Raw genomic sequence first — 15779 nt, 5'->3', positions numbered from 1 at the left:
TTCAAGTCTATTTTTAAAAAAGAAACTACGTTAGCTCCTGGCAGGCGAATTCGCCTCCCCCTACTCCATTAGCGGTGCATAGGTGTTAATCACTCCTCTGCCAGCACCTTGAACTGCTCCAACGTCTGTGTAAATCTCGCCCCATGGCCTTCAGCCGCCTCCAGGAAATAGTTCATTGTCAGGATGAAGCTGCCTTGCTGCTCGTTGCTTGTGACGTATACCGAGATGACTTCACTCAGACGATCATGACCGTTAATCGCGTGAATACGGTAGCCTTCTACAGGTTCACTAACCTTCTCAATTTCACGCACCTCTGCAAACTGGTCGGCCAGCTTGCCTGCGATCTCCGCAGCCAGCTTCTCCGGCAACGCGTCTACATTCTGTTCAATCGTCAGCGATACTTGCGGGTACGGCTCCGGTAACAGCTCAATAGTCGTGATGATGTCCTTTCCGTCCTGCTGAACGAGCTTATAGCGTTCCTTGTCATAATAGATGGCGTAGCGGCTTTCTTCATTTACATGGATCTGTCCGTTTGTCTCTTCCTTATTCCCCTCGACCTCAACCTCGATTTTTTTCTCCGGCGCAAACCAGTTTTGCACGCTCTTCATAAACGCCTCTCCAGGCGGCAAAGCCAAAAATGCTGTGACAGCTATGACAGCTGCTGCAAGCCCTGTAGTTGCTTTGATAATGGTCATCGTACATTTTCCTCTTTTCCCCTGTGGCTGTTCTGTGTTGTTCAATTGTCCCTCTATTGAATCTGCCGGCAACGAAGAGCCATTCTCCAGTTGCGACTCAATCTGCGCCCACATTTCTTCCTTCAGATGGGAAGGATAGTTCGATTCTTCTTCCAGACGCTGCTTAAGCTTTTGATCCATATGGCTCCCCTCCCAATCGGTCTCTCATTTGCTCCCGCCCCTTGAGGAGGCGCGACTTCAGTGTATTGACGTTCAGCTCCATAATGTCGGCGATTTCCCGCTCGCTGTAGTTATGAAGGTATTTCAAGATAAGCGGTATCCGGTACATATCATGGAGAGATTGCAGGACATCGTACAGATCGACCTTCCCATCCGGCATGTTTGCTTCCACAGCCACTCGCTCCAACTGCTCACCCATCGGCACAATCTTCTTCTCCCGCTCCATTACCCGATAGCACTCGCGAAGCAAAATGCTGTAGAACCACGGCTTGAACGGCTTGGCTCTATCGTATTGCCAGATGTTCCGGTATACACGGAGGAAAGTCTCCTGCACCGCATCCTTCGCCCACTCCCGATTCTTCGCCACCAGCGCGGCCGTCCGCATCGCATAGTCGAAGTACTCGTCATACAGGCTGCGGAACGCCTCCCTGTCACCCTGAACGATCCGGCTGATCGTATCAAGCTCCACCTCATTCACCCCTTTCTTGCTGTTCTATAAGTATTACCCTGCAAGTTCGGAGAAAGTTTACTCTTATGAAAATATTCGTGAGTAAAAAGTAAAACGACCATGGAGCTTCAAGCTCCATGATCGTTTAATTCAGCATCCCTAGATTTTGTGCCAAGCATCTTATTTAGATAACTCGAAGGTTTAACACATTCAACGATAGCCATCATTGAACAGACCGAACAAGACTAATATGCTAGGAGTTTAGTTATTCTCAGGAATTTCTTCTTGATATGGCTTTCTTACCATCTCTTTAAACTCAGGTTTACACACCCCAAAATTTTTATAATTTTCCCTTGCTTGATTTAGGGTAATATAATTTGCTCCTATATTTAAATTAGGTTTAGAATGAGCAACTTCATCATATTGCCAAAAACAAACTTCACAAATATCCACAACAACCTCATCTTGACTTTCAATAGTAAAGTTAAAACAACATGGACACTGTAATCTCTTCATATCTCTACCCCTATATTAATCCTTTTTAATCCTCAGAACGCTATGCTTGACCCTCCACCTGTCTTTCCATTAAAAAATAAACATTTCCGTAAAACAAGATTAATTGATTATCATTGTCTGTCAGGAAGAAGGTCCCTCCAAGATGGAACCAATAGTTCTTCAGCTTCTCATCTCCATACAATGTAACTTCCGTTATATAATCATCTTGGATGCCAAGTTCTTGTATGGAGAGTAGGGAATCATTCTGGAATTGGATGGCGGGTATAACCTCTTTTTTATAACTTGGAGTTTGTAGAATCGCCTCGCCTGTTCTAACTTCTTCAGCCGTATATGTAATCGTTTGTCCTATAATTGACCCAATCTCTTCATCATCTAATGCTATTACATTACCGCTTGCAATCTCATCTGCTATGATCCACGTTCCGTAAAAAACCTCACCTGTGTTAGACACAGCAGGCTTTGAATCGAAATTAATAAATTTACTGATGACCATGCCGCCCGCAAATAAAAAGAGTACTGAAAGTGCGATAATAAGAAGTCTAATATGAGCCTTGTACATAGTGTAGCTCCAATTCTATCAGGGTCCATATATTTACCCGTTATGAATTATTTCTCGTACATACTTAGAGCATGTCTGAACTATTCTATGAAGTTGATTTAGCTCCTTGCACCTTTTTTCCAATAGCGGACTTTCCCAGTCGTAATTTTTTATTACGGAGACCGCAAACTCTTTTCTGTACCAACCAACGTCTAACGTATACAATCCCTCATAATAACTGACCTGAAATATATCCTCTTGATCCAAGAATTCGGTTCCGTTATAAGTAACTATTCCGGGAGAAAAATCAATATCATCAAACATATAATTTTAGGCACCTCTCCTTAACAAAAATTGCTTTTTGAAAACCATAGGGAGTTGTTTATACTGCCTACTTTCACAAAAATGCTTTAGGTCTAACTGATCCCGAAATTTTAAAATCATTAAAATTAAGTCTATATCCTCTTTGTTATTTCTTTTATAAATTCTTTAATAACCTTTTCTACTTCTCTTTTGTCTAACGTCTTATACTCTTAAATGGGCTGACCCAGTCATTTTCCATGACAATTCGTATTACGAACGCGCGATTATTTTCATCGCCTGACCAACCGGCGTCTAAAAGGCACTGTCCATCCATATAGGATACTGCTAGCATATCTTCACTCAAATAGAAATCATCTTCTTGTAATGTGGATTCAAAGTTGATTTTATAAAAATAGTTAAATAACACCTTTCCACCATGAAAATCAATGTTTTCTAACAAGTGACTCTCTCCCACTCAAGATGTTTCTACAAATTGCGTCCGATTAGGGTGACCATAAATTTCTCTAACCGAGATTATTTCTACCGCATGAATATTTACTAGTCACCCTAGTACTCAGAAGAAGGATTTTTCATTAATTCTTTTACAAACTCAGAACATTCTTGCACGATTGAATAAAGTTCTGTTATCGCGGTGCATCTCTTTTCCCAAATAGGTTTTGACTAGTCTAATGACTTGATGACAACAACAGCATATTCTGTTCTGTAATAGCCTACATCCAAGACATATAAGTCATTTCCATAAGTAACTTGAAATAAATCCTCTTCTTGTAGATAATCGGGGTCATCAGTTTCATTATACGTAACTTCTCCAGGTGAAAAATCAATGTCTTCGAACATGGATTCATACACTCCTATTAAGCTCGTCTATTGAGTAATTAGCACATAGTAATCAAAATAAAATCATTTCTCGATTCCACTGCCTGTAACTACAAAATGAGGCTGGTCACTATATGGAGCAAAGAATCTCCACATTTCATTTTCTGAGGTGTCATCCGGAGTACTATTTACCTTCTCCATTAAAGAGTAAAAGTTCAGAACAGCTACAATAATCGAGAAAATACTCAATACATTTGCTAACTTGTACTGTTACTTGTCCGTTTCAAAATAAAGATAAAATGTGCTCATCTCAAATTCACTTAAGATTGACTTATCAATAACTATGCTCTTCAGAACAATCGATAAGTGAAGTAAAAAATAGATAGAGAGTAATACAAACGTAGTTAACAGAATGGAGTTTGGAGGGATTCCTTCTCTTTTCATTATTGTTTGCCCCTTAAGATGTAAATATTTTGAAACGATTCACATCGATTCTACAATATGACCGTTATAAATACTATTATGATTTTTATGAATGGAATAAGAAAAAACCACATGGAGTTGTTATACTCGTATGTGGCTGAATAGTACGTATACAATCCTATTATTTTTTCGAGCTTATCCCTGACACTTCCCCTAAAAAATAAACTATTAGTCCATGCGGGTACACATTTGGAAATATCAATTCTTAAAGCTAATCAATCATCATCTTCTCGAAAATAGGGTGATTCACATTCTTCAACAAATAAACCTTTTGCTTGAATACTGTCTATGGCATCCTTACATTCTTTATCTATACCAGTATAGATATAGTAATCGTAGCCAAAATGAACATACATTTTGTCCTCAAATACTAATCCCAAATACAACGATTCTCTCAGCACTAGTTTACACAAATCCTGTAAATCATGATCTGTTACAAATAGGTCCTCAGAAATATTTTGATATAATTGCACCATTCTTTCTGTGTATATCTCGTGATGTGCTGTTATTTTCGGTGTCTCATAGTACTTCTCCAAGCCAATTACCATTAGGCTTTTTATCCCTACACATTCCATCATCCTAATAACTGCATCTACATATAAATTTTCTACTCGCAGATACTCTTCCATTTTGAAAGTCTTTTTATTAAACTCTTCACCTATATCAGAAATTGCAGTCCAATCATCTCTTGTGTACGCACCAAACTCATCTCTGTAATCTGGATTATATTTGGTAACCCTGTAGCAGTACATATAATTCCTACTTCCCCAAATAGTTTAAAAGTGCATCATAAGTTCCATATCTAGTATCCCTTAAATCTAAATCTTCAATTATATATCTCTCTTGATCCGACATGCATAATATCAGGAGTCCAAGTAGAACCATTTATGCTCTCTTTAATACCGACACCCTCTATACCGCCATCACAAGTAACCGCATGTGAATACTTTTAATCTGCTAATGCTCAATCATATTTTGTTCTCTAATCCAACGAAGTATGATACGCCAGGTGGTTTAAACTTAAAAAAGAAACCACATGGAGTTACACTCGCATGTGGTATTAAAATTAATTGTTGTTTTAAATCACTAGAACACTTCTGATTTCAATACCTTCCTTAGTTTAGCAGTAACCATTTCAATGTGACCGTTATTAAACCACTCAACCCCAGACCAGAACTTGTTATACTGGATCAATTGTGAATATGCTCCTACAACTTCTTTTCTATTATCTTTAATTGTAATGGTATGATTAAACAATTTCGACAAAACAGCAAAGCAAGTTATCTCCTCTTCCCCAACATACATTCCATCACAAAGTTCCTTTGCAAGCTCAATTTCTTCAATTTCACCAGCAGTAAAATCTACATCCTCGATTAACACATTCCCACTCCTTATTTAGTTAAATCAAAAGTTCGATTAATGGTCATTCCTGGGTTTACAGATGTTGAATTTTCAACCCGGATACCTTGAATTGTAAGTGTTTCATATCCCTGTTTTTTTAACTCCTCGATTATTGCGTTTCTCCATTGAACAATATCCTTAACTCCAATAAGGTTCTTCGAGTCATTTACGCCATCTGCGTATATAATAATATCTTTAAGAGTAATGTGTTTACCTTTTACTGTGACTTCTGCAACCCCCCCAACTTTTATTCCAGAACTCGCCAAGAGAGATGATTCAAACAATCCTGAACCTTTTGCTATACCAACTGTCACTGCAGCACGTGTAGTAGTAGCACCAGCAGTAATCGCTGCAGTAGTGATGCCCATAGTCGCAACTTCAAATGCAGCTACAATTGCAGCAGGAGATGCTAACGCTGCACCTGTAACTATTCCCGATAAGAACCAAGTTATCGCCTCATCTACAGACCAATCACTTTTTGCCAGTCTAATCATTTCATCTTTGATGTACTGTGGCGCATCCTCAAAAGCACTAGAATCCCCAAGCTTCCATTTCATATAACTAGCCTTGGCGGTTTCTTTAACCGAACCTCCAAAACCTGCACTCTGTTCAAATACATGACCTGATGGATCAATATATCTCAACGGATTATTAGATGTATATGCATAGAGGTTTAACGTTAGCGGATTTTTAATCTCCCCTTCATAAGTATCTTCCCCAACAAACCTTCCAATAGATGGGTCGTACCATCTAGCCCTAAGATATTGCAGCTCAGTTGTTGAGTCTGTCATTTCACCCGAATATTTAAATGGCTGGGGAATGAGCTCATTCTGAATCGTCATATTGCCGAAGATATCATAGTCATACTGATTCAATCGCAGGTTGCCTGACGAATCCCGTAACTCTACAACGTCTCCATGACCATTCTTTAGGTAATAGGCTTTGCCTTCAGCATCTTCCCGGGCTTCCAGCCCAATGCCTCTGATGTAACGAGCATGGAACTTAGCTGTACCACCAGTTACTACAGCCTCCGCTATAACCTGGTCACCATCCCAATAATAACGGGTCGTCTTGCCTCCCTCGCTTCGTTCCGACAACTGACCGTCACCATTATACGTATAAGAAACGGCCTTACCATCTGTAGTCGTCACCTGGGTGAGGCGATTGCGGGTATCATAGGACAGATCAGACGCCGCACTATCAAAAGGATTGCTGGTGGACATATTACTGCGATTCCCACGACTGTCATACTGATAGCTCTCATTAAATTGAGTAGAGGTCGATATCCGGTTCAGTGAATCATATTGGAATACAGCTGTAATACCATTCGTTGTACGTGAATTAATATTGCCATTCGGATCATGCCTATAGGAATACGCATTAATGACGCTTCCATCGCTCTTCTTATGCTGCAATCCCTGCATGCGGAGTCCATTATAAGCTGCTTCTGTGACGACCCCATTGCCTTGCGTTGTTTGCTTTAACAAACCATTCGAGTAGTACTGGTATTTGGCGACATAATCACGATTAAAGTTCAGAGAAGAGGATACTATCTCTAGCTGATTATTCGCATTGTAGCGGTAATACGTATTGAACCCAAAAGGATCCTTCATCCCAACCCGGCTGCCATTTGCATCATAATCATATTTAATCGTCTTGGCATCTGGGAACTGTACTTCTGTTAATTGACCTGTGTTCGGATTGTACGTATAGGATGTTGTTCCAGTCACATCGCTCATCTGCTTACGTTTGCCTGCCAGGTCATATTGATAGGAAACCTTCTCATTAACCGGAAATCGATGGGCTTAACGAGGCGGCCCCCATTCTTGTTTATTATGGTTACCAACGCAAAAACACCTTCAAGATTATTTCCACATCTTACGACATGGCACTATTTTCTTGAAGGTGTTTTGGTTTTTCTCACGTCATGGTGTAGTCCTACTCACTCATATATAGCTTTCCCTATCTTACTTTTAGTATAAAAAACAATATAAAAAATATAAAGGTCATAAACAAAATAGTAATACAAGTTACAACTATCCGCCTCATTTCTTTATTATTCTTACTTAATTGATAAGTACCAATTGAAATAAATAAAAACATGAGTCCTATAATTAGTATAAGCACAGGAGGAAGATGGTTTGAGAAGTCTGTTTGCCAATTATAATGCTCTACAATTCGGATATATGCACTCAAATATCCAATTAAACAAATACACATAAAACCCATACTGAAGAACAGAGATTTTCTTTGTTTTTTGCTTTTCAAATAAACAAAATAACTAAATGTAGGAAGTATAATTGTTAGTACTAAATACAAAGGCAGGGGAAGATTATTATAAATTAGACTCATTGTATCTCCTTTATTTCAAAAATTCTTTTTTCAAATAATCAACTCCAGCACTAACCCCAGCTCCAATTGCAACTCCAGCCCCAAATGCAGCAATAGCAACAAGATAACCCCCACCAGTTAAAGCAGTTAAGCCTACTGTAACCAATACCGTACCGCCAATTGATGCACCTGTACCCGCGACTGTTAACGTAGCCGCCCAATACCTATCATTGCCTGTGTAATTTTGAAAATCATTATAAATTTCAAAACCAGTAATACCTATAGAGACTAACCCTGCAGTTTTAGAGAGATTTGCAATGGTTTTATTAAAAGAACTCGGAAACACATAACGATCAATTTGATTGGCTAGACCTAAAGTTGATATATTAACCACTTCATGCTTAGTACTCATTAATTGAGTGTAAACATAATTCCCCAGAATAGCATCTGCCGATCCTGTGACAGCCCCTTTACCAAACTCCTTCCAATAATTAAATTCCTTTTGTGCATAGGGTCCACTTTTACCTAAATATCCTATAATAATACCATTGTCAATAATAGGCGATCCATAATATTTATCATTATCACCCATTTCAATACTAGTTGGTGATTCACAAGGATTTCCGTGTGCCCATTTGCCATCAGCTGAAACACAATAATTCCCACTCGGATCAACATAGTTCAATGGGTTATTAATTACATACGTATAAAGATTCAAAGCCAACGGATTAGTAATATCCCCCTCATACGTATCCTCTCCAACAAACCTTCCAATGGACGGATCATACCACCTAGCCCGAAGATATTGTAGCTCAGTAGTTGAGTCTGTCATCTCACCCGAATATTTAAAAGGCTGGGTAATGAGTTCATTCTGAACAGTCATATTGCCGAAGATATCATAGTCATATTGATTCAGTCTCAAATTACCTGACGAATCTCTTAATTCAACAATATCACCATGACTATTCTTTAGATAATAGGCTTTTCCTTGAATATCTTCCCTAGCTTCTAGCCCTTTGCCTCTGATGTAACGAGCATAGAACTTTGCTGTGCCACCAGTGACCATAGCCTCGGCTATAATCTGGTCACCATCCCAATAATAACGGGTAGTTTTGCCCCCCTCACTTCGTTCCCACAACTGACCATCACCATTATACGTATAAGAAACAGTCTTGCCATCTGTAGTCATCACCTGAGTGAGACGATTGCGGGTATCGTAGGACAGATCAGCCGCCGCGCTATCAAAAGGATTACTGGTAGACATATTGCTGCGGTTGCCGCGACTGTCATACTGATAGCTCTCATTAAATTGAGAGGAGGTCGATATCCTGTTTAACGAATCATATTGGTATACATCTGTAATACCGTTCGTTGTACGTGAATTAATATTGCCATTTGGATCATGCATATAAGAATACGCATTAATGACGCTTCCACCGCTCTTCTTATGCTGCAATCCCTGCATACGGAGTCCATTATAAGCTGCTTCTGTGACGACCCCATTGCCTTGCGTTGTTTGCTTTAACAAGCCATTCGAGTAGTACTGATACTTGGCGACATAATCACGATTAAAGTTCAGGGAAGAGGATACTATCTCTAGCTGATTATTCGCATTGTAGCGGTAATACGTATTGAACCCAAAAGGATCCTTCATCCCAACCCGGCTGCCGTTTGCATCATAATCATATTTAATCGTCTTGGCATCTGGGAACTGTACTTCTGTTAATTGACCTGTGTTCGGATTGTACGTATAGGATGTTGTTCCAGTCACATCGCTCATCTGCTTACGTTTGCCTGCCAGGTCATACTGATAGGCCACCTTCTCACTAACCGGAAGTGGATTACCCTGGGCATTGACCAACTCGGAAGAAAGCAGCATGTTGCGATTATTGAAGGAATACTTAAATCGATTGCCTTTCCGATCCACTGAGCCAATCATATTATTATTGGCATCGTAGTAGAACGTTTCAACTTGATTCTTGGCATCGATGGACTTAATGAGTCGACCCCATTCGTCGTACTCTTTGCTCAGACTGTTCCCGTCTGGATACACCAATTGAATCATATTGCCCTGCAAATTGTACTTATAGGCTGTTGTCTCATTTAAGGCGTTAATAACGCTTGTCAATCGGCTCAGTGCATCATACGAATATTTCGTCGTGTTCTGTGCACTATCCTTTGCCAGCAAGACATTTCCGGCCAAATCATAAGTGTAGGTTCCTAAAATAGTTGCGGTACCCGTACTTGTGACCTCTTCTTTCTTCAGCACATTGCCCGCAATATCGTAGTATTCCTTTAGCTGATTGCCCACACTGTCAATGGCAGTCTTGGTGTTTCCAATATCATCATAAACAACTCTGGAGGATGTAGTATCCGGCATTACAATTTTATTCTGACGACTCCACTGGTCATACCCGAAGCTTGTCAGATTACCTAGTGCATCCTCCGTTTGTGTCACACGGCCGAATGCATCATAACGAAACTTCGCTTTTGGCTTAAATACATGGTACTCGATGATTCCCGTCTCGGTCTTCCAGCCGAACGGATTCCATCTTGTCAACAACTTAATACCCATTTCATCGGTCATCTCAATCTCGTTTTGCTTATCCCGATAGCTAATGGTGCTCTCGCTCGAATCAGGATTAATTACCTTTGTGACCCGGTTGAGATTATCGTACTGATAGGCTATCGTATTGCCCTTCCCGTCCGTGTAGCTAGTCAAAATCCCGTCAACCGTCTGGAAATTCAATACTTCCGATACCGTAATAGCTTTGCGGTCCACATCATAACCAGAGGTTGTTATTTTAGTAGAAAAAGCTCCGTTATATGGCGCAGTAGCTTTGAACTCTGTGTTGACCGTAATGTAGCCGCCTGAGCTTTGAAGCAGCTTCTGCTGAGTAACATTACCGAATGAATCATACTGACTGTTCACGGTTTCTTGTAGTATATTTCCTGTCGGGCTTCCTTCTCTAACCCGCTGGGTCAAAATATGTCCATGAACGCTGTCTCTGACAATTTCGTTATACACATATCGGGATGGATCAATCTGGGACTGAACTCCCACCAGCAAGTGTGAGGTCTCGTCATACGTATTAATGGTGATTCTTCCGTTAGGATCAACAGAGGACACAACATTGCCGTAGGAGTCGTACAGCATGCTGTTCTGGCTTACTTTAGTAGCGGATACTGCTGAATTGGAAGTCGTCTCAGTAATTTTAATTGGAACTGGCCATCTTCTGATACGGTCGTATTCATAATCTACTCGTGAAGTATAAGTGACTCCATTCTGTACCGAAGTGCTCGCACGATTGTTATTATAGAAGACCGGTGAGTAATCCTCGTTAATGTAGTCCTTCTCATTCGTGTAGGTTGTAACTGACAGACCATCATTAATCGCTACCGAGAAATTATAGTCAGTATCATACGACGATCCCATGTCGCTGAGCGGATATGTGACATCTTTTCGATTCGCCTTGAAGATAGCCCCGCCTTGCTGAACGAATTGATCCTCTCTCGACTTTGCCCGATACACTTGATTAACCATCGTCTTGCCAATATACCGGGTTATTGGAGTGCTCTCATATTCAATAACACTTTTTGCACCAGTCGGATACGTGATTCCCGTTAGCAATGCATAGGGATTGGATACGGCTGGTGTCGTATGAACAAGGCTAAATTTTGCTTCCTTTACGCTATATTCGTATCCTATCTCACGCCCGATTGGGTCCGTTACCTTCTGTAACAGATCTTTACCGTTAGTTTTAGCCAACGTATAGGTAACCGTCTTGGTGCCCGTGCTTAATACAACAGTACCCTCGCCATAGGTTATGTTAATCTTGTTGCCGATAGCATCGGTAATGGAGATTAGCTTCCACCCCGAGTACTCAAACTTAATGGTATTGTTGTAGGAATCCGCAATTTGAATCAGCTTGCCTTGCGAATCGAAGTATTGGTTGATCTTATGAATCGACTTGACTGCATAGGCAGAGGTAAGAGCCCCCACCGTTACCGTCTTATTCTCTTCGAAGGTATAGTCTTTCCACGGATAGCCCATAAACTCATTATCTTTGTTAATCTTGAATACACCTGCACCCGCTAAGTGGAGGTATTTGCCGCCCTCGTTAATTTCCAGGTAGGAAATATCCCAGCTCCAGCCTGTGCCGATCGGGAACATTTTCTCTTCTTGCGACTGATCTGTTCCATTAGTCGTGCTGGCTCTCGTCATCTGATATAGCTGAGAGCTTCCGCTATCGTATACGCGACTTAGTGTGAAACCTAGACCATTACGCCCGGGCAGACTCAGATCGCTGGCTCCCAAAGAAATGCTGCCGGATAGAGTAGAGATTGTCTCATTGCCCAACTCCACGCGGAATGGCGCCTCGTCAGGCTTGGTGTTGACATGGCGATAGTCCACTCCCTGCGCGGCAGTAATCGTATATTGAATGGTATTAGATAGATCTGGGAATAGAAGGACGCTAAGCAACAGAATAATGAGCGTCCGCTTTGCTGATATCTTCAAGAAGCTTCCTCCTTAATTCTTTTGGGTAGTTGTTTTGCCCACGATATTCCCGTTCGCATCGTACTGGTATACCGTCTCATATTGAAGATTCAGCTTCTTCAGAATGAACGAATACGTTGCTGTCGCGCTAAAATGGCCATCCACTCCGAATACCTTGATGTAATAGGTGTTTCCTTTGGTTACTTGATAGAGTACATTCTCGACAGCTCCAACGCCCTGAATGCCCGCTGCAATCAGATTCATACCGCTGTCATATACATGCACATCGTAGTTTTTACCGGCTGGTACGTTCAACGTAAAGGTATCTACACCGTTGGATGCAGCTACATACTTGAAGAAATCTATATCCGCGCTTGTATCTATTACCGTCGAATAGCTTTGGTTATAGTTAATCGCGAATGCCTGCGCAGACGTATTATTAGGCTCGAAGGATGCTGGAAGGATTAGATTTCTAACACCTGGGTCCGACCATTCCATACCGTCTTTGGCTAGAATTCTAAAGCTCCAGGCCCCATTCGCAAGTGGCGTAGTTGTAAAAGTCGTTGCATTGCCTGTAAGCGGACCCGAGTCGTATCCGACTGTCTGCCAATTATCTTGGGAACCCAAGATGCGGTATTCCGTTTGGGCTTGTCCTTCACTATCCGTATAGGTCCATGTAAATTGCGGTGTGTTGGTTGTCAGCGTTGCTCCATTCGTATAGGAAGTCACATTAACAACTGGCAGACCGTTAATCTTTATATAGCTCTGAGCCGAATATGCCGATTCCGTTCCAACATTATCCTTAATCCTTACTTGCCAGCTATACGTATTTTTTCTTGTCAGCAGACCTGAAGGAACCGTATAGGATGTGTTGGAGGATTGAACCCAGCCGCTATCATGTACAACCGTTGCACCACTGAACAAACGAACCTGATACTGGGACTGGAAGCTTCCTGTATTCGGAGCGGAGAAGGTCCAACTCAGAACGGGGGTCGTGCTTGCAGTCAGCATAGGCGTTGCCGAATTCGTACTGCCCGGTGTCAATCCTGTCGGTTGATTTGGAAGCTGGTGAATAATGAACACATTGTCACTTTCATCCCATGCCCCATATAACTGCCCGTTGTATGAGCGAACCCGCACTTTAGCATTAAAGGTTTGCTTGATCGGCGTAAAATTATATGGGTACGACGTCACACCAGGAGCCGTAAGCGCCACAATATCAGTCCAAGTCGCCCCCGCGTCTGTCGAAACTTGAATATGATAACGGAGGTTGGATTTGGTGGTTTCGATTTGAATCATTAAGTCCTCTGTCAAATTCTCTGTGAAACTCCCACTTCCATTTCTAGTGACAAACGATCCAGCGGTTCCAGCGTAATTACTCGTTGTAGTCTGCATACCGACATTAAATTGTGTCATTGTTGGTGAACCAAAGATAATGGCATAAGTAGTATTAGGAGCCAGTGTATAATCAAAACTAGCCGTATACTGCCCCTTATTATTTATCGTTACATTCTTTGTTGAAAGGGCTGTTCCTGTTGGCACACCCCCGCTAGCTAGATAAAGGCTAACAGGCAACTCTCTATTGGATGATTGATTAAATAACATGTTAAAAGTTACTTTTGTCAGCTTCTCACTTCCCAATGTACCTGTTGTAAAAGTCTGACCAATTTGTGTAGCAGGAGAATTTCCCGCATAATAGGTCTTGTTTGGTAAACCGATAAAGTCATAGACATCTGTAGATGGCTTCCAGGTAATAATCTGTTGACCAGTCCATATCTCTCCGCCATTTGGCGATATTACCTCAGGAGCACTAGGCGGCTGTGTATAAACAATATCCAGAAAAGCGCGAAGTGCTACATCAGGTGAGTTAAAATTATGAAATACGGTTTCGGTCTTGGAAACTGTCCCCATCTGTTTACCCATAAACCCATAGTTTGGACTTGCGCCTGTTGACCAGTCTTTCACTACACTGGAAATATCAAATCTATACCACTGATTTGAACTGCCGGTTGGAATTTGGCGATCAAAGAATCTAGTGCCAGCTATTGATGGTAAACTAGCAAAATTGGTCACAGCCGATGCTGTCCACGGTGAAGTTATTTTAAAGAAGTCCAAATTAAGAAAGGTTTCATTTCGTCCACCCTGATACATATTTAGAAAGGCCTCACGAATGATGCCAGGATACTCAATGTCGAATTTTAATAAAAACCTTGTCTCCTTACCGTTTAAATCCCTTCCTGCTTTTAGAAATTGAGTACTGCTGTTATCTTGTGTTTGTTGAGAATCTACCACTGTACTCTGGAACGTGACTTGATTGGAAACTATATTTACAGTCGGATCAATCGCAATCGGATACACCAACTCCGACACATCCGCCGTCAAGTCAACAAAGGTTTGTCCATTCTCTTCGCTTATGACCTGCTCCACATCACGAGTCGTGCCATTGGCATCAACCAGCCAAGCAGGCTGCAGCTCAAAAGTTTTAGAGTTTGCAAGATCACCCTCTACCTGAAAACGGAATGATGTAGGTGCTTGCTCATCTTTCAAGTAAATTGTCTCTTTTATACCATTCTCAATAACTTCTAGCTCTACATCGGAGCTCGTCCATACATCGCTGTACAGCATTTTGTTGCCAAGAGCTTCTCCCTTTGTATTTGAAGCCTCAAGCGGAATAAAGGTTAACGATTCAGAGCCTTTTCCAATGGTGTAGCCTTTGGAGATACGCTTAGGGAGCTTTACATCAAAAGGAACTTTCAATGCTCTCATATCCGACTCAGACGTATCAGCTTTTTTCCGGGAGTTTACCGAAAACGACGACTTTAATGTCTGGGCTGTCTCCAACGAAATGAGCGGATCACTTACGTCAATTTCCGCTTCATCCGTTAAGCTAGTGTCGATATTTCTCCAAGTGCCGCTCTCGTCCAAGTAATGCTGATCAGTAAATGTTACCCTTGCCATATAGGTATTATCAGACAATAAGTAATGCTTGCTGTTAGAAGTCCTTAGATCAACAACTTCTCCTAGAACCGTCTCCCCATACTCGCTGGCGCTTTCTATAACATCTGGGGGGGCTGCCTCCAAGACGGGGCTATTATCATCGATAACTTCCTCTGTATCTTGAACCATTTCCGTTTGATCCTGAATGATCTCTTTTTCTTCTGCAGAGATTGATGCCGGAACACCAATTCCAAGGATTAGACAGAAGCAGAGAATAAATACAAAACTTCTTTTGAGCCTATTCATCTCGTTTTCCTCCTAGTTATAAACATATGATTTTTTTATGTATTCCTTGATATGACAAAACGATTTAAAAATCATTCCTCCATTCCTAAAATTTCACTCTCTCTGGACAACAAGATTAATTATATTCACAGAACGTCTGTCCGTATATAACTATTTCTTAAGTCCTAATTTCCCCACAATAAAAGCCCCCGCTATAAGAACGGAGACTGAGTTTTAACGTATAGTTCGACAAACTCTAACATAAATTTCTTGATCAAACATCATCTG

Annotated in this window: 11 protein-coding genes; all 11 read right to left on the bottom strand. The window is 41.2% G+C overall.

Features of this window, described 5'->3' with window-relative positions:
* Window positions 1-89: 89 nt before the first annotated feature.
* A complete protein-coding gene (locus AC0YNW_RS27210) occupies window positions 90-875 on the bottom strand; it encodes a hypothetical protein (protein WP_475834538.1) in 786 nt (261 codons plus the stop codon).
* Window positions 859-1383 carry an RNA polymerase sigma factor gene (locus AC0YNW_RS27205; RefSeq protein ID WP_475834537.1) on the bottom strand — a complete coding sequence of 175 codons (525 nt, stop codon included), beginning with the start codon at window positions 1381-1383 and terminating at the stop codon, window positions 859-861. Before AC0YNW_RS27205 ends, AC0YNW_RS27210 begins: the two co-directional genes overlap by 17 nt.
* Window positions 1384-1623: 240 nt before the next feature.
* On the bottom strand, window positions 1624-1878 hold the full coding sequence (locus AC0YNW_RS27200) for a CPCC family cysteine-rich protein (RefSeq protein ID WP_475834536.1): 255 nt from the start codon (window positions 1876-1878) through the stop codon (window positions 1624-1626).
* Window positions 1879-1918: 40 nt separating this feature from the next.
* Window positions 1919-2437: a hypothetical protein gene (locus AC0YNW_RS27195; RefSeq protein WP_475834535.1), complete on the bottom strand. Its 519-nt coding sequence runs from the start codon at window positions 2435-2437 to the stop codon at window positions 1919-1921.
* A gap of 496 nt (window positions 2438-2933) precedes the next feature.
* Window positions 2934-3179: a hypothetical protein gene (locus AC0YNW_RS27190; RefSeq protein WP_475834534.1), complete on the bottom strand. Its 246-nt coding sequence runs from the start codon at window positions 3177-3179 to the stop codon at window positions 2934-2936.
* Window positions 3180-3400: 221 nt separating this feature from the next.
* Complete coding sequence (locus AC0YNW_RS27185) at window positions 3401-3577, bottom strand: hypothetical protein (protein WP_475834533.1); 177 nt, start codon at window positions 3575-3577, stop codon at window positions 3401-3403.
* 677 nt (window positions 3578-4254) lie between these two features.
* Window positions 4255-4791, bottom strand: a complete 537-nt coding sequence (locus tag AC0YNW_RS27180) for a hypothetical protein (protein ID WP_475834532.1) — start codon at window positions 4789-4791, stop codon at window positions 4255-4257.
* A gap of 334 nt (window positions 4792-5125) precedes the next feature.
* The gene (locus AC0YNW_RS27175) at window positions 5126-5419 is read right to left on the bottom strand and encodes a hypothetical protein (RefSeq protein WP_475834531.1); all 294 of its coding nucleotides are present in this window, start codon (window positions 5417-5419) and stop codon (window positions 5126-5128) included.
* An 11-nt stretch (window positions 5420-5430) separates the two neighbouring features.
* On the bottom strand, window positions 5431-7179 hold the full coding sequence (locus AC0YNW_RS27170) for an RHS repeat domain-containing protein (protein ID WP_475834530.1): 1749 nt from the start codon (window positions 7177-7179) through the stop codon (window positions 5431-5433).
* Window positions 7180-7802: 623 nt separating this feature from the next.
* On the bottom strand, window positions 7803-12290 hold the full coding sequence (locus AC0YNW_RS27165) for an RHS repeat domain-containing protein (protein WP_475834529.1): 4488 nt from the start codon (window positions 12288-12290) through the stop codon (window positions 7803-7805).
* Window positions 12291-12302: 12 nt separating this feature from the next.
* Window positions 12303-15512: a glycoside hydrolase family 78 protein gene (locus tag AC0YNW_RS27160; protein ID WP_475834528.1), complete on the bottom strand. Its 3210-nt coding sequence runs from the start codon at window positions 15510-15512 to the stop codon at window positions 12303-12305.
* Window positions 15513-15779 lie beyond the last annotated feature (267 nt).

Source organism: Paenibacillus sp. J31R120, from assembly GCF_056269225.1.
This window is presented reverse-complemented; position numbering and strand designations above follow the sequence as displayed.